Source organism: Kitasatospora sp. NPDC002522, assembly GCF_053595195.1.
In genome coordinates this window covers 24,859-46,840 of sequence record NZ_JBSFXE010000009.1, presented here as the reverse complement: position 1 = coordinate 46,840, position 21,982 = coordinate 24,859, and the positions used below count along the sequence as shown (strand labels likewise).

General features: G+C 74.7%; 24 protein-coding genes and 1 pseudogene. 10 read left to right on the top strand and 15 right to left on the bottom strand.

Annotated elements, in window-relative coordinates:
* Positions 1 to 61: 61 nt before the first annotated feature.
* Entirely contained in the window at positions 62 to 733 is a 672-nt protein-coding gene (locus tag ACWD4U_RS09805) for a VC0807 family protein (RefSeq protein ID WP_363450615.1), read from the top strand.
* A gap of 71 nt (positions 734 to 804) precedes the next feature.
* Here ACWD4U_RS09805 and tpg read toward each other — a convergent pair whose 3' ends face one another.
* The 3 genes from tpg to ACWD4U_RS09790 all read right to left on the bottom strand — a co-directional run bounded on the left by tpg (position 805) and on the right by ACWD4U_RS09790 (position 4,675).
* A complete protein-coding gene (tpg, locus tag ACWD4U_RS09800) occupies positions 805 to 1,347 on the bottom strand; it encodes a telomere-protecting terminal protein Tpg (protein ID WP_363450617.1) in 543 nt (180 codons plus the stop codon).
* Between the two features lie 49 nt (positions 1,348 to 1,396).
* On the bottom strand, positions 1,397 to 3,865 hold the full coding sequence (gene tap, locus ACWD4U_RS09795; RefSeq protein WP_363450619.1) for a telomere-associated protein Tap: 2,469 nt from the start codon (positions 3,863 to 3,865) through the stop codon (positions 1,397 to 1,399).
* A gap of 165 nt (positions 3,866 to 4,030) precedes the next feature.
* Positions 4,031 to 4,675, bottom strand: a complete 645-nt coding sequence (locus tag ACWD4U_RS09790; protein WP_363450622.1) for a TetR/AcrR family transcriptional regulator — start codon at positions 4,673 to 4,675, stop codon at positions 4,031 to 4,033.
* Between the two features lie 95 nt (positions 4,676 to 4,770).
* On the opposite strand from ACWD4U_RS09790, the gene ACWD4U_RS09785 reads away from it, so the two are divergent.
* The 3 genes from ACWD4U_RS09785 (at position 4,771) to ACWD4U_RS09775 (ending at position 8,117) form a co-directional block, all read left to right on the top strand.
* Positions 4,771 to 6,315, top strand: a complete 1,545-nt coding sequence (locus ACWD4U_RS09785) for an FAD-dependent monooxygenase (RefSeq protein WP_363450625.1) — start codon at positions 4,771 to 4,773, stop codon at positions 6,313 to 6,315.
* A gap of 103 nt (positions 6,316 to 6,418) precedes the next feature.
* Entirely contained in the window at positions 6,419 to 7,066 is a 648-nt protein-coding gene (locus tag ACWD4U_RS09780; RefSeq protein WP_363450627.1) for a hypothetical protein, read from the top strand.
* A gap of 58 nt (positions 7,067 to 7,124) precedes the next feature.
* Complete coding sequence (locus tag ACWD4U_RS09775) at positions 7,125 to 8,117, top strand: SCO2583/SCO2584 N-terminal domain-containing protein (protein WP_363450629.1); 993 nt, start codon at positions 7,125 to 7,127, stop codon at positions 8,115 to 8,117.
* Positions 8,118 to 8,142: 25 nt separating this feature from the next.
* Here ACWD4U_RS09775 and ACWD4U_RS09770 read toward each other — a convergent pair whose 3' ends face one another.
* The 10 genes from ACWD4U_RS09770 to ACWD4U_RS09725 form a co-directional block, all read right to left on the bottom strand.
* On the bottom strand, positions 8,143 to 8,598 hold the full coding sequence (locus tag ACWD4U_RS09770; protein ID WP_363450631.1) for a hypothetical protein: 456 nt from the start codon (positions 8,596 to 8,598) through the stop codon (positions 8,143 to 8,145).
* 189 nt (positions 8,599 to 8,787) lie between these two features.
* On the bottom strand, positions 8,788 to 9,534 hold the full coding sequence (locus ACWD4U_RS09765) for a phosphotransferase family protein (protein ID WP_363450633.1): 747 nt from the start codon (positions 9,532 to 9,534) through the stop codon (positions 8,788 to 8,790).
* An 84-nt stretch (positions 9,535 to 9,618) separates the two neighbouring features.
* Positions 9,619 to 10,236, bottom strand: a complete 618-nt coding sequence (locus tag ACWD4U_RS09760; RefSeq protein WP_363450635.1) for a TOPRIM nucleotidyl transferase/hydrolase domain-containing protein — start codon at positions 10,234 to 10,236, stop codon at positions 9,619 to 9,621.
* Positions 10,237 to 10,349: 113 nt separating this feature from the next.
* Entirely contained in the window at positions 10,350 to 11,351 is a 1,002-nt protein-coding gene (locus ACWD4U_RS09755) for a TIGR01777 family oxidoreductase (protein WP_363450637.1), read from the bottom strand.
* Positions 11,352 to 11,417: 66 nt separating this feature from the next.
* A complete protein-coding gene (locus ACWD4U_RS09750; RefSeq protein WP_363450639.1) occupies positions 11,418 to 12,188 on the bottom strand; it encodes a hypothetical protein in 771 nt (256 codons plus the stop codon).
* Between the two features lie 186 nt (positions 12,189 to 12,374).
* Positions 12,375 to 12,776, bottom strand: a complete 402-nt coding sequence (locus tag ACWD4U_RS09745; protein ID WP_363450641.1) for an SsgA family sporulation/cell division regulator — start codon at positions 12,774 to 12,776, stop codon at positions 12,375 to 12,377.
* A gap of 157 nt (positions 12,777 to 12,933) precedes the next feature.
* On the bottom strand, positions 12,934 to 14,340 hold the full coding sequence (locus ACWD4U_RS09740; protein WP_363450643.1) for an EF-hand domain-containing protein: 1,407 nt from the start codon (positions 14,338 to 14,340) through the stop codon (positions 12,934 to 12,936).
* A 184-nt stretch (positions 14,341 to 14,524) separates the two neighbouring features.
* Complete coding sequence (locus ACWD4U_RS09735; RefSeq protein WP_363450645.1) at positions 14,525 to 15,376, bottom strand: DUF4253 domain-containing protein; 852 nt, start codon at positions 15,374 to 15,376, stop codon at positions 14,525 to 14,527.
* Positions 15,377 to 15,510: 134 nt separating this feature from the next.
* Positions 15,511 to 16,290, bottom strand: a complete 780-nt coding sequence (locus ACWD4U_RS09730) for a GNAT family N-acetyltransferase (RefSeq protein WP_363450647.1) — start codon at positions 16,288 to 16,290, stop codon at positions 15,511 to 15,513.
* 83 nt (positions 16,291 to 16,373) lie between these two features.
* On the bottom strand, positions 16,374 to 17,345 hold the full coding sequence (locus tag ACWD4U_RS09725) for an EamA family transporter (protein WP_363450649.1): 972 nt from the start codon (positions 17,343 to 17,345) through the stop codon (positions 16,374 to 16,376).
* 80 nt (positions 17,346 to 17,425) lie between these two features.
* Here ACWD4U_RS09725 and ACWD4U_RS09720 point away from each other — a divergent pair, with 80 nt between their 5' ends.
* The 5 genes from ACWD4U_RS09720 to ACWD4U_RS09700 all read left to right on the top strand — a co-directional run bounded on the left by ACWD4U_RS09720 (position 17,426) and on the right by ACWD4U_RS09700 (position 20,884).
* On the top strand, positions 17,426 to 18,310 hold the full coding sequence (locus ACWD4U_RS09720; RefSeq protein ID WP_363450651.1) for a LysR family transcriptional regulator: 885 nt from the start codon (positions 17,426 to 17,428) through the stop codon (positions 18,308 to 18,310).
* A 207-nt stretch (positions 18,311 to 18,517) separates the two neighbouring features.
* On the top strand, positions 18,518 to 18,643 hold the full coding sequence (locus tag ACWD4U_RS09715) for a hypothetical protein (RefSeq protein WP_363450653.1): 126 nt from the start codon (positions 18,518 to 18,520) through the stop codon (positions 18,641 to 18,643).
* Positions 18,644 to 18,723: 80 nt separating this feature from the next.
* The gene (locus ACWD4U_RS09710; protein ID WP_363450655.1) at positions 18,724 to 19,212 is read left to right on the top strand and encodes a hypothetical protein; all 489 of its coding nucleotides are present in this window, start codon (positions 18,724 to 18,726) and stop codon (positions 19,210 to 19,212) included.
* On the top strand, positions 19,209 to 20,345 hold the full coding sequence (locus ACWD4U_RS09705) for a hypothetical protein (protein WP_363450657.1): 1,137 nt from the start codon (positions 19,209 to 19,211) through the stop codon (positions 20,343 to 20,345). The genes ACWD4U_RS09710 and ACWD4U_RS09705 overlap by 4 nt, the downstream gene beginning before the upstream one ends.
* Positions 20,346 to 20,476: 131 nt before the next feature.
* On the top strand, positions 20,477 to 20,884 hold the full coding sequence (locus ACWD4U_RS09700) for an Imm7 family immunity protein (protein ID WP_363450659.1): 408 nt from the start codon (positions 20,477 to 20,479) through the stop codon (positions 20,882 to 20,884).
* Between the two features lie 24 nt (positions 20,885 to 20,908).
* On the opposite strand, the pseudogene ACWD4U_RS09695 reads toward ACWD4U_RS09700, so the two are convergent.
* Both ACWD4U_RS09695 and ACWD4U_RS09690 read right to left on the bottom strand, forming a co-directional pair.
* Positions 20,909 to 21,073 (bottom strand): annotated as a pseudogene (locus ACWD4U_RS09695) (DUF6210 family protein); the annotation flags it as partial.
* A 108-nt stretch (positions 21,074 to 21,181) separates the two neighbouring features.
* On the bottom strand, positions 21,182 to 21,376 hold the full coding sequence (locus ACWD4U_RS09690; protein WP_363450661.1) for a hypothetical protein: 195 nt from the start codon (positions 21,374 to 21,376) through the stop codon (positions 21,182 to 21,184).
* A 245-nt stretch (positions 21,377 to 21,621) separates the two neighbouring features.
* Here ACWD4U_RS09690 and ACWD4U_RS09685 point away from each other — a divergent pair, with 245 nt between their 5' ends.
* A complete protein-coding gene (locus ACWD4U_RS09685; RefSeq protein ID WP_363450663.1) occupies positions 21,622 to 21,864 on the top strand; it encodes a hypothetical protein in 243 nt (80 codons plus the stop codon).
* The last annotated feature ends 118 nt before the right edge of the window (positions 21,865 to 21,982 follow it).

The following is a 21,982-nucleotide window of genomic DNA, read 5'->3' as shown; positions in this document are numbered from 1 at the left end:
CCCGGCGCGGAAGAACGTACCCGTGCCGGAAGCAGGTGCAGGTGAACACGGAGGTGCGACGGTGCGGACCCCCGGGTCACCGCCGCGACCGAGCGGTGGGCGACTGCTGCTCGGCGTCGTCCGGGACGTCGTGGTCCCGATCGCGCTCTACTACGGCCTGCGGGCCGCCGGGGTCAGCGTCTTCGTCGCGCTGCTCGCCGGCGCTGTCGTGCCGGCGCTCGCCACGGCGGTGCAGTGGTTGCGCACCCGCAGCCTGGAGGGCATGGCGGGCTTCGTCGCCGGGACCATGCTGCTCGGCGTCGCGGCCGCACTGGTCAGCGGCAGCCCCCGGTTCCTGCTGGCCAAGGACGGTTGGCTGACCGGCGTGGCCGGGCTCTGGTTCCTGCTCTCGATCAGGGCCAGGCGCCCGCTGCTCTTCCACGGCGGCCGCCCCCTGCTGGAGGGACGGTTCCGCTCCGACGGCACCTCCTGGGACGTGTTGTGGGACCGCGAGCCGGCGTTCCGGCGGATCTGGCGGGTCTCGACCGCGATCTGGGGTGTGGCGATGCTGATCGACGCCGCCGCGCGCATCGTGATGGCCTACTCCCTACCGGTCGACGTGGTGCCCGGCCTCGGCGCACTGCTCTGGCCGGTCACGCTGGTGCTGCTGCAACTGGTGAACGGCGTCTACTACGAGGTGGCCGGCCTCTGGCGGCTGACCTCCGGCGCAACCACCCGCCCGGCCGATCGCTGAACGCCGACCCACGGTGCTCCGATCACGTCACGCGTGGGTCAATGTGCCGTGCTCTCGCGTCGTCGGCGCGGTCAGACCTCGAGGTCGAGCCAGGCGAGGTCGTTGATCTCGGTGGTGAGGCCCTCGGCACGGCGGCCGCGGGCCTTGAAGTAGTGGTCCTGGAGGGCGGTCGCGAGGATGCGGCGTTGGGCGTCCTCGGTGGCGCCGGCGTCGCGGGCGGCGTAGAGGTCGCGGGCGACGTCGCCGGGGAGGTGCTGGGTGATCAGGCGTTCGCGCGGGTCGTCGGTGGAGCCGGCGGCGGAGGTGTAGCCGAAGCGGGCCTGGACGTGCAGCATGAAGCCCTGCTGCTCGGCCTGGCGGCGCACCCGGCGCTGGACACCGGGCTGCCAGGTGGCGCGGACGCGCTGTTCGATCCGCTGGGCGGCGTCGGGCTTGGGCGTGCTGACGCCCTTGAGCCAGCGCTGCACGGTGCGCTGGGAGACGCCGAGTTCACCGGCCAGCAGCCGGGTGGAGCCCTTGGCGCGCTTCAGCAGGTACCGCATCCGGGCCGGGACGGACTGCGGGATCGGCCGGGTGCGGCCGACCCGTTCCAGGCCCTCGTCGATCTCCCCCACGGGGTGTCACTTCCTCTGCGGTACGGGGTGGTTGGACGGGAGCGGCCGGTCACTCGTCGGCGGAGACCAAGCCGCCGGTCTTGATGTGCCGCGCCGGGTTGGCCCCGTCGGCGAGCAGGTCGCGGATCTCGCCCATCGGCCGGCTGCCCTCGAACTTCACGTGCCCGGGCGAGACGCCGAGCCGCAGGGTGCCCGTCAACGTACCGTCACTGCGCCCCAACACGTGCAGGGCTGACGGTCCGTCGGCGGCGAAGACCGCGCAGTCGGAGAGCACGGCGAGCGGCGGGCTGCCGAGTTCGGCGCGCAGCTTGGCGAGTTTGCGGTGCAGGTTGACGGTGGCGGTGTCGATCACCAGGGCGCGCATCAGCGGGTCCCAGGTGGGGCGTTCGAGGGCGGCCCAGCGCTGGCCGGGACGGTAGCCGGTGCCGCGGGGCCGTTCCCGGAACTTGCCGATGGTGCCCTTGGCGGTCTGCTTGATCGCGCCGAGCACGGCGAGTTCGGCGGGGTCGCCCTGGTCGAGCCGGGCCATCGCGTCCAGGAAGGCCCGCGGGTCGCGGTCGGCGAGGTCGAGCGGCACGCCGAGCGCGTCCATGGTGTCGACGTACGCCTGCCGCAGCCGCTTGTGCCACGGGTCGAGGTAGGGCCCGGCCTCGTGGCGCAGCCAGCCCTCGGTGGGGCGGACGGGGTGGCCGAGTTCGGCGGCGTAGGCGAGTTTGGCGGTGGTGTACCAGGCGGGTCCGGTGGGGGCGCTGCCGTCGGCGGTGAACGGGCTCGGCAGCAGCGGGTCGAGGGCGAGCCCGCTGAGGTCGGCCCGCCAGCTGCCGGGGATCCGCTTGTCGAACACCGGGTTGAGCTCGTGGACGGGCTCGGACAGCGGCAGGGTGAGCCGGCCGGCGGCCGCCAGGAAGGCCATGTTGACGTCGAGTCCGACCGCGTACGGGGCGGCGAGCTCCGCTTCGGTGAGCGGCCGGTGCCAGTCCCAGGCCTCGGTGACCAGCACCTCGTCCGGCGCGCGTCCCTCGGCCAGCGGGTGCTCGTCCGGGACTTCGGGCGGCGCCGCGTCGAACACCCGCGCCCGCGAGCCCTCGACCACGCCGGACGTCCAACCGCCGTCGGTGCGCACCGGCCTGGTGGGCGGGCGCAGCGCGGTGACCAGTTCCAGTCCGGAGACCGCGGTGGAGCCGCGCGGGGTGATCACGCGCTGCGCGTACGTGCCGAGCAGCCGGGCGAGTTCGGGCGCGGCGAGGTCCTCCGGGACCTTCCACCCGCCGCCGCCGAGCGCGCCCCAGGGCAGCACGCACACCTGCACGCACTGCCGCCGCCCGCCCTCCGGCTCGCGGAACACCCGTGCCCACGGCCCGAGTCCGCGCCGGGTCAGCTGCCAGCCGGCCTTCGTCAGCGCCTTCACCTGCCGGTGCGACTCGGGCAGGCTGCCGAGCCGCGCCACGTACTCCTTCTTCTCGTCCCGCCCGGCCGGCGGCAGCCCGAGTTCCTCCGCCGCCGCCTCGGTGAGCACCACCAGCGGGTCGCCGTCCTTCCCGAACCGGTGCAGCCGCGCCGACCCGAGCCCCGCCTCCAGTGCCCACTCCAGCACGTCGAGCAGCGTCCGCCCGACCGCCCCGGCCTCGGCGAGCAGGCCGCCGTCGGCGTCGTACGCGACCAGTCCGCGACCGCTCTGCGCCACCTCCACCACGGCCAGCGGCCCGGCGGGGAACCGCGCGGCAGCGGCCTCCTGCCAGTCCTCGACGGCGGGGGTCTTCTTCGCCGGCGCCTTCCGCGCGGCGGGCTTCCGAGCCGCGGACCGCGGCGCGCTGCGCGGCACGCTGCGCTGTGCGGCGACCGCGGACTGCAGGGCACCCGGGGGCTGTGCAGTGACCGGGGACTGTGCGATGCCCGCGACGACGCCCGCCTCGCCGTGCGGCGCGGCAGCGCCGGACGCGCCCGCGGGCGCCGGCCGGCAGAACCCGCCGAGGTGCATCGGCACCCCCTGCGCCCGGTACACCGACGGCTGCCCGCACTGCACGCACGGCGCGGCGGCGGCCATCACCAGCGAGCCGTCGGGGCGCTGATCGAGCATCACCGGCTGCGCGGCCGCCGGCACGCCGTCAGCCGCCCCGACCGGCTCCGCCGACGAACCGTCAGGCCGCCCGGCCTGGGCCGACGCGGCATCAGGCTCCCCGCCCGCCCGCGGCGCAGCCGCCGCAGCCCCGCCCGCGCCCGCCCCCGCGACGGCCTCGTCCTCCGCGAGCTGTCCGGCCATTCCCTCCAGCAGGCGCGCGTACGCGGCCCGGGCCTCGCCCTGCGGTTCGCGGCGGCCCTGTTCCCACGCCGTGAAGGTGCTCGCGCTGACGCCCAGCGCCTGGGCGGTCTCGGCCTTGCTCAGCCCGTACTCGGCCCGCAGCCGCTCCCGCTCGGCGGGTGCGGGCAGCGGGACGGCTCGCCGTGGTCCGCCGCCCAGCAGCGCGCCGATCGCGTCGGGCGCCTCGGACGTCCCGGGTGCGCCAGGAACCCCGCTCACCGCACGCCTCCCTCATCCTGAACCGTCGAGCTCCCGCCCAACATAGACACCTTCGGCCGCACGTCACAAGCAGCGCCCCGCCCGGGCTTCCCGCAGGTCATCGCGGGGCCGCGCCCTGACGGCGGGTCAGCCGCGAGCGCCCGCCGACGCAGCCGCGCGGACGCGTCATCCGGCGGCCCGGCCGAGTTCCCCCAGTCCGGACGCGAGGAGGTCGAAGGCGTGCTCGGCGTCGGCCACGGCTCCCGGGTGGCGGGCGTCGGCGCTCTCGCCGTGGGCCATCCGGCGGGCGTTGTCCTGGGCCAACTCCCACTGCACCGCCACGATCTGAACGGCCGCCAGGCGTGCGGTCAGCTCGCCGGCCCCGGCGGTCTCGTGCAGGGCCGCGGCCAGGGCGGCTTCCGCGTCGGCCTTGAAGCCGTTCATCCGGGCCACCAGCGAGGGGGCGTCGAGGATCATCCGGGTGAGCCGGAGCACGTGCGGGTGGTCGTTGAGGCCGCTGATCGGGTCGCGCGCCTCCAGGCCGTGCAGGAAGTGCGCGCGCAGCGCGGGCAGCGGGGCGAGTCCGTCCGCCCGGTCGCGGACGACCCGGGCGGCTTCCGTCTGGTGGTCGGCGAGGCGGTGCAGGACCAGGTCTTCCTTGCTGGGGAAGTAGGCGAACAGGGTGCGCTTGGAGACTTCGGCGGCCTCCGCGACCTGGGCCACGGAGACCTGGTTGAAGCCGTGTTCGAGGAAGAGCGCGATCGCGGCGTCGGAGATCGCGGCGTGCGTGCGCTGCTTCTTCCGTTCCCGCAGGCCTGGTGTGCCGTCCATGGCCGCCACGGTAGCAAGTGGCTCTCCCCGGGAGATATCTGCACCTGGTATACATTTGCTCCAGGGCGAGAAATTCGACGAGGAGCTGACTGCCGATGACCGAGTCCCCCGACCCGGGCGCGTACGCCGTCGACACCGAGGTGGTGATCGTCGGTGCCGGCCCGACCGGTCTGCTGCTGGCCTGCGAACTCGCGCTGGCGGGCGTGCGGACGGTGGTGCTGGAGCGCCTGCCGAAGCGGATCGAGCAGGTGAAGGGCGGCGGGATCCAGCCCCGCTCCGCCGAGTTGTTGGAGTCGCGGGGGCTGCTGGCGCCGCTGCTGGCCCGCGCCGCGGTCCGCGAGCCGTTCGGCGGACACTTCGCGATGCTGTCCGTCCCGCTGGACTGCACCTCGTTCGACACCCGGCACCCGCACCCCGTCGGGCTGCCGCAGTGGGAGATCGAGGAGGTACTGGAGGAGCGCGCGACCGCCTCCGGGGTCCGCGTCCTGCGCGACCGCCTCGTCACCGCCGCCGCGCAGGACGACCACGGCGTCACCGTCACGACCGCGGACGGGCAGCGCCTCCGGGCCCGCTACCTGGCCGCCTGCGACGGCGCGCACAGCACCGTGCGCCGGCTGCTCGACGTGCCGTTCCCCGGACGTCCCGCCACCCAGCAGGCCGTGCTGGCGGACGTCCGGCTGGCCGCACTGTCACCGCTGGTGCCCCGCCGGGCCGGGCACATCAGCACCCTGACGCGGGCCGCCGACGGCTACTGGGCGATGCTCGTCCCGCTCGGCGACGACCGCTACCGGCTCACCTTCGGGCGCACCGACGGCTCGGCGGGGCCGGCGCGCGACAGCCCGGTGACGCCCGAGGAGATCACCGCCGCCCTGCACGCGGTGTACGGGCCGCAGACCGTGCTCGGCGCGGTCGACAACTCCTCCCGCTTCGGCGACGCGACGCGACAGGTCGAGCACTACCGCGTCGGCCGGGTGCTGTTCGCCGGGGACGCCGCGCACGTGCACCCGCCGATCGGCGGGCAGGGCATCAACCTCGGCCTCCAGGACGCGTTCAACCTGGGCTGGAAGCTGGCCGCGACCGTGCAGGACCGGGCTCCTGACGGCCTGTTGGACAGCTACCACGCGGAGCGGCACCCGGTGGGCGCGCAGGTGCTGCACCACACCTCGGCGCAACGCGTCCTGGCCGCCCCGAACCCGCCCGCGGACGTCGCGGCGCTGCGCGACATCGTCACGGACCTGCTACGCCTGCCCGACGCCAACCGGCACCTCGCGGGCCTGATGTCCGGCCTGGCCCTGCACTACCCGCTGCCGGGCGACCACCCGCTCACCGGCCACCGCGCCCCGGACGCCGACCTGTCGCTGGACGGCGCCCCCACCCGCCTCTCGACGCTGCTCAAGTCGGGCCACGCCGTCCTGCTCGACCTGGCGGACGCCGTCCCGCCGGGCCTCGACCTGCCGCCGCACGTGAACCTGGTGCGAGCCACCGCCACGACCCCCCTCGGCGCCACCGCCCTGCTGATCCGCCCGGACGGCTACGTCGCCTGGGCGACAGCCGGGACCACCGCGACGGAAACGCTCCTCGCCGCCGTCGCCACGCTCGCCACGCACCCCGACCGACGGATCGTCACCACCCCCGAATGACCAGACCTTTACCCCTGGGCCCATTCCCCCCTCCGCCGCCCAGGTGGATCATGAAGGACCCGCTCTGCGCGGGAGCCGGTAACGGGGAAACGGGGGCGGTTCGTTGGCGAAGGTCGCCGAGACGGCGGGGATCGAGACGCTGCAGCTGGCCTACGAGCCGTGGCGGCGCTATGGCTCCGGCGTGGTGTTGGCGGTGCTGGCCCTGGCGGTGACGGTGTCGACGGGGCTGTGGCCGGTGGTCGTGCTGGGTGTGCTCGCGGGCGGGTGGCTGGGGGTGCGGGCGGTGCGGCAGGCGGTACTGTGCGGGCCGGACGGGGTGCTGGTGCGCGGGCTGCTGTGGAGCCGCCGGATCGCCCTCGCGGACCTGGCCGGTCACGGCTTCGGCACCGTCCTGCGGTTCGACCGCGGCGGGCGGCTGCGCTCCACGCCGCTCTGGGCGTTCCGGCTGCCGCCGCGCACCGCCCGCGGCCAGCGGGTCGCCTTCGACTGCCTGCACGCCCTGGCCCGTTGGACGGACCACGCCCTGGCCCGCGAGGTCCCGCTGCGCGGCCGCCGCCTGCGCGAGCTCGACGACGCGGCCCTGCGCCGCGAACTGCGCCTGGCCGGCAGCGGCCCGGGCCCGCTGTGGGAGCGCCACCGCCGCCAGGTCGACCGCGAGGTCGCGCGGCGCGAGCTCGCCGGCTCCACCCCGGCGAACGGCTCCACCCCGGCAGTCGGCCCCGACCCGGCCAACGGCCCCGACCCGCGCTGACGTTCCGTCAGCAGGAAAACTCAACCGCCCGGACACCTGCGCCGGGCATACTGGCGCAATGTCTGATGATCGCGCGCCGGACGCGTCCGAGCACCCGGACCCGTTCGAGGGTCTGGTCCTGGACGAGGACTTCGTCCGCTCCGCCACGGTGACGGAGCCGTCCGCGCGCACCCGGATGCTCACCGCCCGCTGGCGCCGGGAGGCCCCGGTCGACCCGGGCGGGCGGCGTTGGGCGTCGGACGGTCCGGCGAAGCGCCGCTCCGGCGGACGGTTCACCAGGCTGCGGCAGCTGAGCCGGGGCGAGCGCTGGACGATGCTGCTGGCGCTGCTGATCGTCGGCGCGGTGGTCGGCGGTCTGATATTCGGACCGTCGCGGGCCGGCGCTCCGGTGATCGGCACCCACTCGACCGCGCTGCCGGGCAAGCCCGGCAAGGCCTCGGACGCGGCCCTGCCCGACGGTGGGACCTTCGTCGGCAGCAAGTGCGGGGAGCACGGCTACCACCACTTCGCGGACGCCGCGGCCTCGGTCACCGTGCAAGGGGCGCCCGGGCCCGGCCTGGTCTTCTCCTCGTACGGCTACCGGGCGAGCAGCGGCGCCCCGGCGGAGTTCACCTTCGACCTGGTCATCACCGCGGGCGGCGCGCAGCCGCTGGACCTGGCCGCGCCGCTCGGCAAGGAGGGCGTGGCGGTGGAGATCGAGGGCCCGGACGGGCTGGTCGCGGCCGCGTACGGCCTGCCGGTGACGCTCGGTCAGGACACCGTCCGCACCCCGCAGGGCCAGGTGCGGGTGACGGACGCGGGCACCGCGGCGCGCCTCGTCCTCCCGGCCGCGGCGCTCTGCCCCGGCATCGACGCGGAGGCGCTCAGCAACGGGCTGGCGTTCCCGGTCGACGCGCACAACACCGTCAGCGGCCCGGCGCCGTACACCCTCACGGTGTCGCTGGCCGATCCGGCGGTGGGCGAGCTGCGCCGCTCGACGGGGGCGAAGACGCAGGGCCAGGTCCTGAGCACCACCAACCAGTTGGCTCCGCAGGGCGCCCGGCCGGTGTGAGCCGGCCGCCCGGGCGGACGGCCCGTCAGAACGCGAGGGAGCGGTAGCGCAGCAGTTCCTCGACGATCCGCTCGGGCGAGGCGTGGCGCAGCCGCAGCGGCGGGTGGAAGAGCAGGTCGGCGACCCGGGGGTGCGACACGTTCGCCTGCAGCGCCCGCAGGTACCACGCGCTCTCCGGCCCGGCGGCCTGCACCAGGCGGACCAGTTCGACCAGTTCCGGCCTGGTCACCCCCGCGACCCGCGGCCGGGCCGGGCGGGCGGCCTCCAGCGCGAACGCCGCGAGGCTTCGGCTCCCCTCGTACGCGGCGAAGTCGACGGCCAGGTAGGTGTGTCCGGTCCGCGCGTTGAACGCGGCGATCTCGGCGGGCGCCGACGCGTCGTCCTTGCGCACCAGCTCCTCGATCCGGCCGATCTCCCGCTCCGTCTCGTCCAGCCGCCGCCGGTCCACCGCGGGCGGCAACAGCTCGGCCCTCAGCACCACCGCGTTCCTCCCGCCGCCACGACCCACCGGCCTGCCGTCACACCGATCCACGATGCCCCGCCCGAACCACCGGCCGACGCCCCGCTCCACCTTCCTATCACCACCCGGCAGCGCCCCCGCGGCCGCCACACGCGCTGCCGTACACTCGCCCCCGCGCCCCACCGATCCACGGTCGGCCGCCGCGCCGCCTCACATCCGGGATCTCAGCACGTCGACCTCACAGCCCGGCGCGAAGGCGTCGAAGCCGTGCTCGATCAGCCAGCGAACGGCCAGCAGGCTCCGCAACGACCACCACGCATGGATCACGTCGAGGTCGATGTCGGCGCCGTAGCCGGCGATGACGTCCTCGAGGTGCTCCTCGTGTCCGAGCGTGAAGGTGGCGAGGTCGTACAGGGCGTCACCCTGGCCCGCCTCGGACCAGTCGATGATGCCGGTGACCTCCTCGCCGCCGAGGAAGACGTGCGCGATCTGCAGGTCGCCGTGTGTGAACGCCGGGGTCCACGGCCGGAGCGCGGCCTCGGCGACCTGGCGGTTGCGGGCGACCAGGTCGGCGGGCAGGACGCCGTTCGCCACGAGTGCCTCGCACTCGTCGTCGAGTTCCGCCGCCAGCGCGGCGATGCTCCGCCCGGCCCTGCCCGGCCAGGGCGGCAGCGGTGCGTCGTGCAGCTTCCGGATGGCGACGCCCGCCGCGGCCCACGCCGCCGGCGACCCGGTCGACGGGCCGCCGAGACGCCCGAGCGGCGCCCCCGGGAGCGCGGAGATCGCGAGCACGGGCGGCTTGCGCCACAGGACCCTCGGGGTCGGGACCGGCACGAGGGCCATCGCCTCGACCTCGACGTCGATCCGCGCCTGATCGGCGTCCACCTTCAGGAACACGTCGCCGACGCGCAGGGTCGCGCGCTCGGAATGGGCGACGACGACTTCGACCTCATCCATGGGCGACCAGTATCCGGGCAATGACCGCCGACGTCGCCGGATTTGTCGCGTACACCCACGCGGCCGCCCGCATCCCGCTGCCCGTCACAGGTGCCGGAACAGGCCCCGCAGCGGCGCCGGGACCTGGTCGGGTTCGAGGGCCTCAGTCAGCAGGCTGCCGTAGCGGATCTTGCGGCCCGCCTTGGTGCCGAGGAAGCGCCGCATCCGCCGCTCCGGCGGCCGGTCCTGCTGGGCGGGCTGACGTCCGAAGGTCTGCCAGGCCGCGAGGTCGCCCTCGGCGCGGACGATGTCCTCCACCCGCGGTACGCCCAGCGCGCGGACCAGCTCGTCCTCCAGGTCCGCCGCGCAGACGAAGAACCCGTCGCCGGGCGCCCCGGCCCGCTCCAGGCCGCGCTGGTAGAAGCCCTGTTCGTTCTCGTCGCACAGCCCGACCAGCCGCAGGCCCAGCCCGGGCGGCCCGAGCAGGGCGGCGAACCGGCCGACGGTCATCGCCCCGCCCATCGGGACGATGCACACCCCCTCGGCCGCGAGGTCCCGGCCGTGGCGCGCGGCCAGCGTCTCGACGGCCGCGCGGTCGCTCGGCCCTTCCAGCAGCACCGCCGTGCGGACCCGCAGCCGCCGGGCCAACTCCTCGGCCGCTCCGCCGGGTTCACCCGCCGCCCAGCCGACGACCGCGTCCCGGAACGTCCCCATGTCCGCCATACGCCGATTCTGCCCCGGCCCGCTCCACCCCGGCACCGCCTTTTCGCCGCCCCGGCACACGCGGTTCAGCCCGCCCCGGAGAGCGCGGCTGAGCCCACCACGGCGACCGCGGTTCAGCCCGCCCCCGAGGGCTCGGCTCGGCCCGCCCCGGTGGGCTCGGCTCTGCCCGCCGCGGCGACCGCGCGCCGGCGTCCGACCAGTTCGCGGGCCGCCGCGCCGAAGTGCGGGTGGTCGAAGGCGAACCCGGCGTCCAGCAGGCGCCCCGGCACCACCCGGCGGCTCTTCAGCAGCAGTTCGGTGTCCGTCCGCAGGGCGAACGCGCCGACCTCCGCCATCCACCGGGTCGCCGGGAGGCCCACCGGCACCCCGTGCGTGCGGCGCAGCTCCCGCATCAACTCGCGCTGCGGGAGCGGGTTCGGTGCGGCGAGGTTGACCGGCCCGTCGAGGTCCTCGCGGGCGACCAGGAAGTCCACGGCCCGGACGAAGTCCCGTTCGTGGATCCAGGACACGTACTGGCGGCCGCCCGCGACGGGGCCGCCCAGGCCGAGCCTGGCCAGCCGGGACAGCACGTCGAACACGCCGCCGCGGTCGGGGCTGAGCACCATCGCCGCCCGCAGCGCGACCTTCCGGGTCGCCGGGGTGGGCGCTTCGGCCTGCGCGGCCTCCCAGTTCCGGGCGATCCGGACGCTGTACTCCCAGTAGTCGGGCACGCCCGCCTCGGCGCCGCCGATGATCCCGGTCGCCTCGTCGTTCGCGGCGTCGAAGCGGTGCGCGTAGACGGTGGCGGTGCTCATCTGCAGCCACACCCGCGGCGGCCGGGCGGCGGCCCCGATCGCCTCGCCCACCACCCGCGCCGACTCCACCCGGGAGTCCATCATCTGCCGCAGGTTCTCCGGGGTGTAGCGGCAACTCACCGTCCGCCCGGCCAGGTTGACGACCACGTCGGCGCCGTCCAGCTGGTCGACCCAGCGCCCGGGCGTCCGGCCGTCCCACGCCACGTGGTGCGGCGCGGTCGGCGTCCGGGTGAGGATCACCACCTGGTGGCCGTCCGCCCGCAGCGCCCGCTCCAGCATCGTTCCGACCTGCCCGGTCCCCCCGAGAATCACGAACTTCACGGTTCGAACGTACACCCCCGTACTGAACGCGTTCAATTCCACCGCGCGGGACGTGCCGACGGACCGTCAGCAGTGGCAGAGCACCTGCACCAGCAGCACGTCCTCGGGCAGGCCGCGCAGGTACGCGTCGGCCAGCCGCCAGTAGGCGGCCGCCTCGGACTCGCCGGGCAGGACGGGGCCGAGTGGTGCGGGGTTGGCGGGGTCGGCCCACTGGCCGTCGAGGGTGAGCAGGGCGTAGGTGGGGACGGCGACGGCGGCCTGCCGGTCCACGAACTCCCGTTCCTCGCCGGCGAAGAGCGCGACCGGGTCCTGGGTCACCAGGCTGTTCGGGTAGTGCGGGTCCCCGCCGGTGACGGCGTACTGGGCCAGTGCCTGCACCAGGGGCTGCGCGAGGTGTTCGCGGCGGGCCGCCTCCCGCTCCGGCGAGGCGCCCCAGCTGGTCACGCCGTGGCGGGCCAGGATCGCCGACAGCGGCTCCGCGGGCGGGTGTTCGGCGGCGAACCGTGCCCACACCGCCCAGGTGGCGGCGGCCGACGCGGCGTGCAGCGCGCGCATCGCGTCCAGGTCGAGCAGGCCGCGCGGCCCGCCGTCGCACCGCGGCCCCGACTCGCCCCCGGACGGCGCGTCCTGACGGATCAGCCGCGGGTCGGCGGCGCACTCGGGCCGGGCGACCAGGTTGGGTTCACCGGAGATCGCCCACCAGTCCCACTCGCCGTCCGGGTTGTAGCCGTCCGGCCCGTCGTTGATGTCGAACGGCCGCAGCGCCGCCCCGATGGCCGCCACCACGTCCTCCTGCGCGGCGGCCGGAAGCGTCACCGTCAGCCGGAACTTCGTCATCGTTCTCCCGTCAACCGGGCGCCCTCGAGCGGACGCCATTCGTCAGTCGGCGCACAGTCTCCCGGCCGGCCGACGGGTGATCAACGGGATTACCCGGTGGACGGCACTTCCGCAACGGCCTTCAGGTCGAACAGCCACGCCTCCAAGCCCTGCCGGAGAACGGCGGTCGCCATCGGGCTGCCGGGCTCAGCGCAGCAGCCGGTCGAGCAGGTCGTCGAGGTCGAGGTGCTCGTGCTCGCGGCCGGCCGGGACGAGGGCGAAGGAGTCGCGCAGGAACGCGGTCACCACGTCCGCGGGCAGCCTGATCACGGCCCGGGAACCGATGCCGCGCAGGGTCAGCAGGATGTCGTCGTGGGCGCCCGGGGCGACCGTGACGTCCCCCTCGCCGGCGGGCCGGTGACGGCCCTCGTCCAGCAGGTCGCGGCCGAACACCCACTCCTGTTCGGGGCGGTCTGCCATCGGCGGGAAGGCCAGCCGCACCGCGTGGGGCAGGGCCGAGTCGTAGCGCAGCGCGGCTTCGATCGCGACGCTCGGGTGGGGGCTCTCGGGGAGGGTGACGGAGGTGGACCAGCTGGTGGCAACGCGCATCCGGCAGAAGCCTTTCGGGCTCGACGATGGAGCATGACAGCGCTCGGCTACCCGCCGGACGCCCCGCACCACGCGTGGACCCGAAATCTTCACGGATACCTCGCACTGTGCGCCCCGGAATCCCCGGACGGCGCGAGCGGGGCTGCCGCACCTGCGCTCACGGGCGGCCGAGGAGCTGGGTGCCGGAGACGGTGTCGGTGCGGGCGGTGAAGAACTCGGTGAAGCCGCGGACGAACTCCTCCTCGGTGATGCCGCCGTCGCCGTCGGCGTCCAGCTGCCGGAAGCCGTGCGTGAGTTCGGCGGGGTGGACGCGGGAGCCGCCGAACAGCGTGCGGTACTCCTCGGCGTCCAGGATGCCGCTGTGGTCGACGTCGGCGGCGTGGAACATGGCCCGGACGGCGACGTGCAGGCCGTCGCGGAGGTGGTCGGGGTCGTGGTCGATGCCGCGGAGCATGGCGGCGGTGAACTCCTCGCAGGAGATCTCGCCGTCGCCGTTCTCGTCGGTGGTGGCGAGCAGGTGGTGCCACCAGGTCTCGAAGGCGGTGTGGACGGCGGCCTCGGCGGTGTCGTCGAGTTCCAGCGGCCAGCACACGTTGTGGGCCATCGCCTGGAAGTCGGCGGCGGTGAGCCGGCCGTCGCCGGTCTGGTCCATCACCTGGTGGAAGAAGGCGGCGATCCGGGCCTGCCGGGTGTCGTACCGCGGCGCCCGGGCGGGTCGGGGCACCCGGGCGCCGGCGGACTCCCGGGTGCGGACGCCGTCGGGGGTGGTGCGGTAGCGCAGCCGGTCGGGCAGCCGGGCGGCGAGGAGGCGGGCACCGTGGTGCACCGTCCAGGACAGCGCGGCCGCGGAACGCGTGCGCGGCAGGCCGAACTTCGCCCGGAAGGCGGGCGGCAGGTCGGCGAGGGTGAGCGCGGTGAGGAGGCGCGCCACCACGATTCGCAGCACCGGCCAGGCGGCCCGCAGCCGGCCGAGGCGGCGCGGGGCGGGCGCCCGGGTGAGCACGGTGTACAGCATGTCCCGCGCCACCCCGGTGAACTCCAACTGCTCGCGGATGGTGCGCTCGATGTACCGGGGGACGTCGGCCGCGGTCGGCGGGAACAGCTCGTCGGGCAGCTCGAAGGCCGCACACACGGTGCGGAACTCCCGGTACAGCACGTCGAGTTCGGCCGGTCGCAGCGGCGAGCCCGCGAGCTCGTGCAGCGCGGTCATCGCCTCGTACAGGGTGACCAGCACCCAGACCCGGACGGCCGGGTCGAGCGCGGTGTAGTCGCGGCCCTGCTCGTCGGTGCCGACGATCCGGCGATGGCTGCGTTCGAGGCGCTGGATCTCCCGGTGCAGGGCCTCCTGGTCGGAGAAGAACAGGCGACGGCCGCTGTCCATGGTGTGCTCGATCCGCCGCCACGGGTGGCTGCGGTACGTGGACTGCTGCCCGACGCCGCCGGCGACGGCGGGGTGCGCGTTCTGGAGCACCAGCAGCCGCCAGGCCACCAGTGCGATCCGCTGCTCGCCGAGGGTCCGGCGCAGCAGGGAGCCGGCTCCCGGCGACGTCGTGGTGTCGGTCATCTGTGGTGTTCCCCTCGGCTTGGCGTTTCCGCCCGTCACCGTAGGGGGCCGCCGGGACGTGATCGCGGCCCGGCGGCGGCCAAACCACCCGGCGTGGTGAATCCGGCCGCCGATCTCCACCCGCACGGGTGTTCTGGCCTACCTGGTCATTGACGGCCCGTCAGGCCCTTGGGAAGTGCCGGGCTCAGTCCCACCAGAAGGTCCAGTGGTCGCCGTCGATCAGCTCGGGGGCGTACTCCTCCAGCGACCCGGCGCCCTGGTGGATGTTGTCGGGGCAGAACGCCAGGTGCTCGGCGGCGACGTGCAGCGCGTGGTCCGGGTCGGCGGGCGGCGCGGCGACGCTCAACTCCAGGTCGGCGAAACCGACCTGGACCAGCCGGGTGCCGAAGCGGCGCTCCCAGTCCAGCAGCACCGCGGAGATCTTGGCGACGTCGCTCTCGTGGTTGATCGGCCCCGTCCAGCCGAGGGCGGTGAGCGCCTCCGCTCCGGTGGCGGCCGGGACCAGGCCGATCCGCAGCCACGGAGCGCCGGCCAGCAGCCGGGCGGCGAGCGCACGGGCCGTCAGGTCGGGGTCCGCGACCCGGGCGGGAGCGGCGGCCGGGCCGGGCCAGCCGTCGGTGAACGGGCTGATGGTCTCGGCCAGTTCGGCGCTCTCCTCCGGGTCGGGCTGCTCGTCGGGGTCGCCGCCGAGGGTGCTGACGCCCTCCCAGCCGCTGCGCAGCAGCGCGGCCGGGTCGTACAGGTCCACCTCGCTGGCCCACTTGGGGTTCAACTCGCCGGAGTCCCAGGGCCGGAACTCGTCCTCCCGGCGCTGCAACGGGCAGAGCAGCAGCGGCCACAGTCCGCTGTCCGGGTGCGCCTCGTGGAGCCGCTCCCAGAGACCGGCGGGGGCGGGGCCGTCGCTCATCCACAGCACGGGGGCCGCGTCGCGCTCGTCCTCCGGGTGGACCAGCCGCCCGGGCGGCAACAGGGCGGCCACCGCGGCGAGTTCACCGTAGGGCAGCAGCCGGCGCAGGTCGTTGAGGGCTTCACTCATGCGGCCAACGTAGCGACGGCCGCCGACACTGCCGGCCGCGGGCTTCGCGGCGCGGGCTTCGCCGCCCGGCCCGCGTACGGTGCCGCGCCGTTCGGCGGTGCACGGCCGTCAGCGGCGGCGGAGCGCCGGCCCGCTCAGCGCTGCCGGGCCGCCGCGAGCTCGCGCCACTCGAGGCCGAGCCGGCGGTAGAGCCGGATCGCCGGGTCGTTCCCCGCCTCCACCATCAGCGCGGCCCGCCCGGTCCGTTCCAACAGCTCGCCGACGACCAGTCCGCAGGCGGCGGCGCCGTGGCCGCGTCCCCGACCGTGCTCCGGGTCGGTGACCACCCCGGCCAGCAGCCCGACCGTGGGCGCGCCCCAGGCGTCCGCCGCGAGCGCGGTGAGCCGTCCGGCCCCGTCGCGCACCCCGGCCCAGGCACGTGCGCCGGGGCGGTGCGGGTGGGCGTACGAGGACGGGAAGTGCCGGTCGATCAACTCGGCCGCCTCGTCGAGCTCCTCGGCCCGCAGCCAGGAGGCCCCCGATTCCGCCTCCGCGGCCGGCGCGCCACCGGCTGCCGCCGCCTGCCCGAGAGCGCCCTGGACGGGGCCGCCCGCCGCGTCCATCCACCCGAAGGTGCCGAGCCACTCCAACTCGCGCATCTCGGCGCACAGTTCGCCGATCAGGGCGGCGTCGCCGAGCGGTCGGTAGTCGGGACCGGTCTGCGGCAGTACCTCACGCAGCAGCGGTGCCAGCTCCTCGACCGGTCCCCGGACCGCGATCCGGTCCCGCCCGGAGACGGCGGGCGAGGCCACGGCCACCGCGCGGCCGTGGCCCCAGGCCCGGGCGCCGGTGGTGAAGCCCTGGGCGGCCCACATCAGCAGGGTGTCGTCGCCGGAGGCGGCACGGAGTTCGTCGTCGCAGGTCAGTTCGAGCACGTCCCGCATTCTGCCTGCCGACCCGTCGCGGCCGGTCACCGGGCTCCGGAGGCCGGTGCCACCCGGCCTCCCGCACGCCGACCTCACCGGGGAACTGCCGTCTCCCCCACCGGAGTCGGTGCCTCGACCGGCACCGGCACCGCTTCCGCCCGCGCCGTCCGTGCCCGTTCCGGCAGCTGTCCGGCGACGATCGATGCGAGCGCCAGCGCGAAGCCGAGCAGTTGCACCGGGCCGAGGGTCTGGTCGAGCACCGCCGCGCCGAGGACGGCGGCGACCAGCGGGGAGAGCAGGCCGAGGACGGCGACCGAGGTGACCGGCAGGGCGGCGATGCCCTGGAACCAGAGCGCGTAGGTGAGCAGGCCGCCGATCAGGCCGAGCCAGAGGTAGCCGAGGGCTGCGCGACCGTCGATCGCGGGCGGCGCGCCCTCGACCAGGAAGGCGAGCGGGGCGAGGAACAGGCCGCCGGCGGTGAGCTGCCAGCCGGTGAAGGCGAGTGGACTGACGCCCTCGGGGCGGCCCCAGCGCTTGGTGAGGGTGGTGCCCAGTGCCATGGTGGCCGCGCCACCGAGGCCGGCGGCGACGCCGACCGCGTCGAGGCCGGCGCTCGGGCCGATCACCACCAGTCCGACGCCGACCACGCCGACCAGTCCCCAGAGCAGCCGGCGTCCGGACAGGCGCTGGCGCAGGACGGCGACGGCGAGCAGCGCGACGACCATCGGCTGCACGGCACCGAGCGTGGCGGCGACGCCACCGGGGAGGCGTTCGGCGGCGGTGAACAGCAGCGGCAGGAACAGGCCGATGTTCAGGATGCCGAGCAGTGCCGCCTTGCCCCACCAACTGCCGCGCGGGAGGACGCGGGTGACGGCGAGTGCGATCAGTCCGGCGGGCAGGGCGCGCAGCAGGCCGGCGAACATCGGGTGCCCGGGCGGCAGCAGCTGGGTGGTGACCAGGTAGGTGGTGCCCCACACGGCGGGGGCGAGCGCGGTGATCGCGGTGCGCGGCAGGGTGCCGAGGCGGCCGGACGGGGCGGCCGGGGCGGGGAGTCGGCTTGTCATGTCGAGAAGTCTGGTCCCGACCGGATCGATGAGTCCAACACATGTTTTTCACCGCATCGATCGTGGTTCATGATGGATCCATGGAACTCCAGCAGCTGCGCTACGTCCTCGCCGTCGCCGACACCCGGAACTTCACCCGGGCCGCCGAGCGCTGCCTGGTGGTCCAGTCCGCGCTCAGCCACCAGATCGCCCGCCTCGAACAGGAGCTGGGCGCCCGGCTGTTCGAGCGCACCAGCCGCAAGGTCCGGCTGACGCCGGCCGGCGAGGCCTTCCTGCCGCACGCCCGGCAGTGCCTGGACGCGGCCGAACGGGCGGCCGCCGAGGTCGCCGCGGCGGTCGGCGAGGTCCGCGGGCGGCTCGCCGTCGGCCTGATCCCGACCGTGACCGCGGTGGACATCCCACTGGGTCTGCGCGAGTTCCGCTCCCGGTACCCGCAGGTGCGGATCAGTCTGAGGGTCGGCGCCAGCGACGAACTCGCCGAGCTGGTCCGCCAGGGCGCGCTGGACGTCGCCTTCCTCGGCCTGCCCCCGACCGCCCGTCCGCCGGGCGTCGCCGTCCACGAACTCGCCCGCGGCCACCTGGTCGCCGTCGTCGCCCCCGACCACCCGCTGGCCGGCCGTCCGACCGTCGACCTGCGCACCCTCGCCACCGAGACCTTCGTCGACCTCCCCGCCGGCTCCGCCGGCCGCGCCCAGTCCGACCAGGCCTTCGCCGCGGCCGGCCTCACCCGCGACGTGGCCTTCGAGGTCACCGACGCCGCCTACCTCTCCCGCCTGGTCGCCCCCGGGCTGGCCGTCGCCATGCTCCCCGCCGCTTACGCCCCCCAGCTCCCCGGCGTCACCACCATCACCGTCACCGACGCCCCCGCCCGCGTCGAAACCGCGGTCTGGAACCTCACCGGCCCCACCCCCGCCGCCAACGCCTTCCTCGACCTCCTCCACATCCCGACCAACACCGATGCCTGACGATCCGTCAACCCGCACCTGCCCTTGGACCACACCTGGGCGATCTCGGCCGGACCCGGCAGCGGGTCACCGGTCGCTCTCGCCATCCGGTTTGGGCCCCGGTTGAACCGCCGCGAAGTAGGTGCCGTTTCCCTTGGTACGCGTGCCTGTTGGTAGCGCCGACGGCGCGGTGAGCGCCGTCCGGTCAGTGGTTGTGAGGAGGAAGTCATGCGTCTCTTCCAGCGTCTCTTCGGTGGTTCGGAGCGGTCTCGCGCGGTGTTCGGCGTGACCCGCAAGACCCGCGGCAAGAGCGACGTGGCCATCAAGCACGACGTGCGGCCGCTCTCGAAGTAACCCCACTCTCCCCAGCCGCCGTTCGGCCACCGCGTCGGCGGTCCGGCGGCTGGGGAGCCCGACCCGTTGGAGTGGCCGACATGACAACAGCACCTCGGATGGACGACTGGGTTCGCACCGACGGATCGCGGCCGGAGGCGGTCCGCACCAGCGTGCTGCGCCATTCCTGGTCGGTGTTCCGGTCCCGGCTGGCCCGGCGGCGTGGCAACAGCAGACTCGTGGAGCCCCCGCAGAGCACGGCGGAGGTGCTGGCCCGGCTGGCCGAACTGCCGTTGAGCGTCTGGACGTACGGCTTCGACCACGACTCGGTGCGGCACATGGGGCCGATGGCGCAGGATTTCGCTCGCGCGTTCGGACTCGGGCACTCGGATCGTGAGATCGACATGGTCGACGCCAACGGCGTCCTGATGGCCTGCGTGCAGGCCCTGCTCGGTCGAGTGGAGGCGATGGAGCAGCAGTTGGAGGCGATGCGACCGGCCCCGGCACCCGACGCTTCCGACGTGCCCGACGCGTCCGGGGTGCCCAATGCGTCCGCGGTGTCCGCGGCGCCCGCGGTGTCCGGGGGATGACGGCTCCGCCGCCCACCGTCCGGCTGGCCGACGGTGTCGAACGGCGTGACCGGGACGGCATCGTGGTGCTGGCCGCGCCGGCGGGCCGTTCCTACAGCGAGCTGCCCGTCCGGCTGCTCCCGTTGCTGGACGCCCTCGACGGCACTCGCACCGCTGACGAACTCTCCGGCCGGTTCGGCCCGGAGGCGGTGGAGGTCATCACCGGCCTTCGCGGCCACGGATTCCTCGCCGACTCACCCCCTGTTCGGGTCCGGCGAGTCGCCCTGACCTCCGACGGCCTCGAGGTGATGGGCGCCCACCGCATCGTCCGCCGGCTGACCGACCTGCTCCCGAGGCGGGTACGGGTCGCTGTCGGGTGGAGCGCGCTGGCCTTGACCGGCCCGTCCCTGGTGCTCGCGGCCGTGCACACCGCCGGCCCGGCGCCGGTGTCCGCGCTCGATCCGCTACCGGCCGGACTCGTGCTCCTGGCAGTCGCGTTCGGCCTGATCGTGATCCACGAGATCGCGCACGCCCTCGTGCTGGCACACCACGGACGGGACATCGGCGTGGTCGGTGTCGGTCTCTACTGGGGGGCGCCCTGCTTCTACGTGGACGCCTCGGCCGTCCTGCTGCTTCCCCGCCGAGCACGAATCGCGCAGGCCGCCGCGGGGTCGGTCGCGGATGCGGTACTGGGCGGGCTGCTCGTGCTCTCCACCCACTGGTTCCCGGAGCCCGTGTGGGTGGCCGTCGGCACCTGGGGAAGCGCCCTGTGCCTGAGTACCGTGGCGGTCAATCTTGCGCCGGTCCTCGAACTGGACGGCTACTGGCTGCTGTGCGACCTCCTCGGCGTCCGTGACCTCTTCGGTCGCTCGATGGCCGCGCTGCGCGATGTGCTGCGCAGGCAGGGCGTCCGGCAGGACCGGGGGCTCGCGCTCTACGCGGTGGCGAGCCTGGTCGTGGGCGTCGGGTTCGGCGCGGCCGCCGCCTGGGCCTGGTGGTCCTCGGCCGGCACCGTCGTCGGAGCGCTGTGGTGGCACGGCGTCGGCGCGACCACGATCGCCCTGGTGCTGTCCGTGCCCGTGGCTGCCCCGTTGCTCCAGCCGGCGGTGGCACTGCTCGGCAGGGTCCGGTCGGGGCCGCGTGCCGCCCGGTAGGGCCGTTCCCGTTCGCCCCGTTCCGGACCCCGTCGCACCGGGTACCGGACGGGCCGCCGAAGGCCGAGGTGGTCCGTAGCGGATCCGAGGGCGCCGGTCACCGCCCGGCCGATCCCGGCTATTCTCCCGGCATGTTCGAATACCACGGGTGGATCACGCTGCGGATGAGCGCAGGCGGTTCGGACGAGGACGACGAGTGGGACGACCTGATCCTGCCGGAGACCGCCGCGCGGGTGGAGGAGCGCATCCGCGCACTCGACAGCCCGGATCTGCTGCAGCTGCGGCGGATGAACGGTGAACTCTTCCTTCATCTCGGGGGCTTCCGCAACCACGCCGATCCGGAGATCCCCGCCCTCTTCCGCGAGGTCGGCCGCCTCGCCCCCGGCTCGTTCGGTGTGCTGTACATCCACGACGACGAACACCCGGTGCACAGCAACGAGTTCCGCGTGCTCCGCCTCGTCCGAGGCGAGGTGACCGAACACCGGGACGCCCTGCTCTCCCCCTGCATCCCGGTCCTGGAGGATCCCTGGATCAGCTGACACCCCTGACCGGGCGTCCCTGCTCCCCCAACCCTTCAGCTCCTTGACGAAGATCTCCTTCAAGTCGTGGTCCAGGTCCCGCCCGAGCAGGGGGATCAGATAGCCCTCCTGCTCGTACGGGATGCAATCGGATCCTCCGCCCTGGTTCTGGTAGATCACGCCGGTCGGCGCGGCCACGATGACGAACATCCAGCCTCGACCGGACCAACTGCCGTCAGGGTCGAGCTCGATGTACCTCCTGTCGCCGTCTGCGTCAGCCACGACCAGGAGCCGAGCACAGGCCAGCCGACTACCACGTCATGATCCGTAAGAGGGGTCCTGGACGTGCGGGGTGCGGGCCGGACGGGCCGGGGTGAGGCGGGCGAGGGAGGCCAGGCGGGCCTGGCGGGTCTGCCGCTCGACGGTGCCGCGGCAGCGGGAGCGGGCGGGCGGCTCGTCGGTGACGGTGAAGTGCGCTTCGGCGTAGAGGCGGAAGCGTTCGCGGCGGGTCATCGGGACCTCCGTGGCGGTTCGGGGGGCCTAATCGGAACACCGCCAAGCAAACCGGCTGCGGCCGGGCCCGATCAATGCGTAGCCGCTACCCATCGTCCGCGCCGAACACTGGGTACCGGCACGCCGGGGCCCCGCCTACCCACCCTTCCTGCCCCGGGTTGGGTACCGCTACGCATTGATCACGCCGGGCCCCCGCGCTTTGCTTGGCAGCATTCCCCCGCGCCTCCTCCCCCAGGGAGCCTCCGATGACCCTCGCCGTCGCCGTACCCCGCCCGCTGCCGTCACCCGAACTCCCGCTCTGGCTGGTCACCATGCCCACCAGCGGGCCGGACGGCGGCCGCGGCGAGCAGACCTTCGCGGTGCGCGCCGCCTCCCACCCCGCGGCCCTCGCCGAGGCCGCGGCCACCGCGCAGGCCCACCCGGCCCTGCGCCACCGCCGCGGCGCGGGCATCGACCTCACCGCCGCCACGGCCGTCCGCCTGCGCTGACACACCGTCAGGCCCGCACCCGAAACCCCCGCCACCTCGTCAGCACCGCCACCCGAACCCCCCGACGGCCCCTCAGCACCGCCACCCGAAACCCCCGACGCCTCGTCAGCACCGCCAC

Bases quoted from the DNA above. Each gene is read 5' to 3' on its own strand.
- ACWD4U_RS09790 (WP_363450622.1), bottom strand. From the start codon at position 4,675: ATGGACGGCACACCAGGCCTGCGGGAACGGAAGAAGCAGCGCACGCAC.
- ACWD4U_RS09785 (WP_363450625.1), top strand. From the start codon at position 4,771: ATGACCGAGTCCCCCGACCCGGGCGCGTACGCCGTCGACACCGAGGTG.
- ACWD4U_RS09775 (WP_363450629.1), top strand. From the start codon at position 7,125: ATGTCTGATGATCGCGCGCCGGACGCGTCCGAGCACCCGGACCCGTTC.
- ACWD4U_RS09765 (WP_363450633.1), bottom strand. From the start codon at position 9,534: ATGGATGAGGTCGAAGTCGTCGTCGCCCATTCCGAGCGCGCGACCCTG.
- ACWD4U_RS09760 (WP_363450635.1), bottom strand. From the start codon at position 10,236: ATGGCGGACATGGGGACGTTCCGGGACGCGGTCGTCGGCTGGGCGGCG.
- ACWD4U_RS09750 (WP_363450639.1), bottom strand. From the start codon at position 12,188: ATGACGAAGTTCCGGCTGACGGTGACGCTTCCGGCCGCCGCGCAGGAG.
- ACWD4U_RS09745 (WP_363450641.1), bottom strand. From the start codon at position 12,776: ATGCGCGTTGCCACCAGCTGGTCCACCTCCGTCACCCTCCCCGAGAGC.
- ACWD4U_RS09740 (WP_363450643.1), bottom strand. From the start codon at position 14,340: ATGACCGACACCACGACGTCGCCGGGAGCCGGCTCCCTGCTGCGCCGG.
- ACWD4U_RS09735 (WP_363450645.1), bottom strand. From the start codon at position 15,376: ATGAGTGAAGCCCTCAACGACCTGCGCCGGCTGCTGCCCTACGGTGAA.
- ACWD4U_RS09725 (WP_363450649.1), bottom strand. From the start codon at position 17,345: ATGACAAGCCGACTCCCCGCCCCGGCCGCCCCGTCCGGCCGCCTCGGC.
- ACWD4U_RS09720 (WP_363450651.1), top strand. From the start codon at position 17,426: ATGGAACTCCAGCAGCTGCGCTACGTCCTCGCCGTCGCCGACACCCGG.
- ACWD4U_RS09715 (WP_363450653.1), top strand. From the start codon at position 18,518: ATGCGTCTCTTCCAGCGTCTCTTCGGTGGTTCGGAGCGGTCTCGCGCG.
- ACWD4U_RS09710 (WP_363450655.1), top strand. From the start codon at position 18,724: ATGACAACAGCACCTCGGATGGACGACTGGGTTCGCACCGACGGATCG.
- ACWD4U_RS09705 (WP_363450657.1), top strand. From the start codon at position 19,209: ATGACGGCTCCGCCGCCCACCGTCCGGCTGGCCGACGGTGTCGAACGG.
- ACWD4U_RS09700 (WP_363450659.1), top strand. From the start codon at position 20,477: ATGTTCGAATACCACGGGTGGATCACGCTGCGGATGAGCGCAGGCGGT.
- ACWD4U_RS09690 (WP_363450661.1), bottom strand. From the start codon at position 21,376: ATGACCCGCCGCGAACGCTTCCGCCTCTACGCCGAAGCGCACTTCACC.
- ACWD4U_RS09685 (WP_363450663.1), top strand. From the start codon at position 21,622: ATGACCCTCGCCGTCGCCGTACCCCGCCCGCTGCCGTCACCCGAACTC.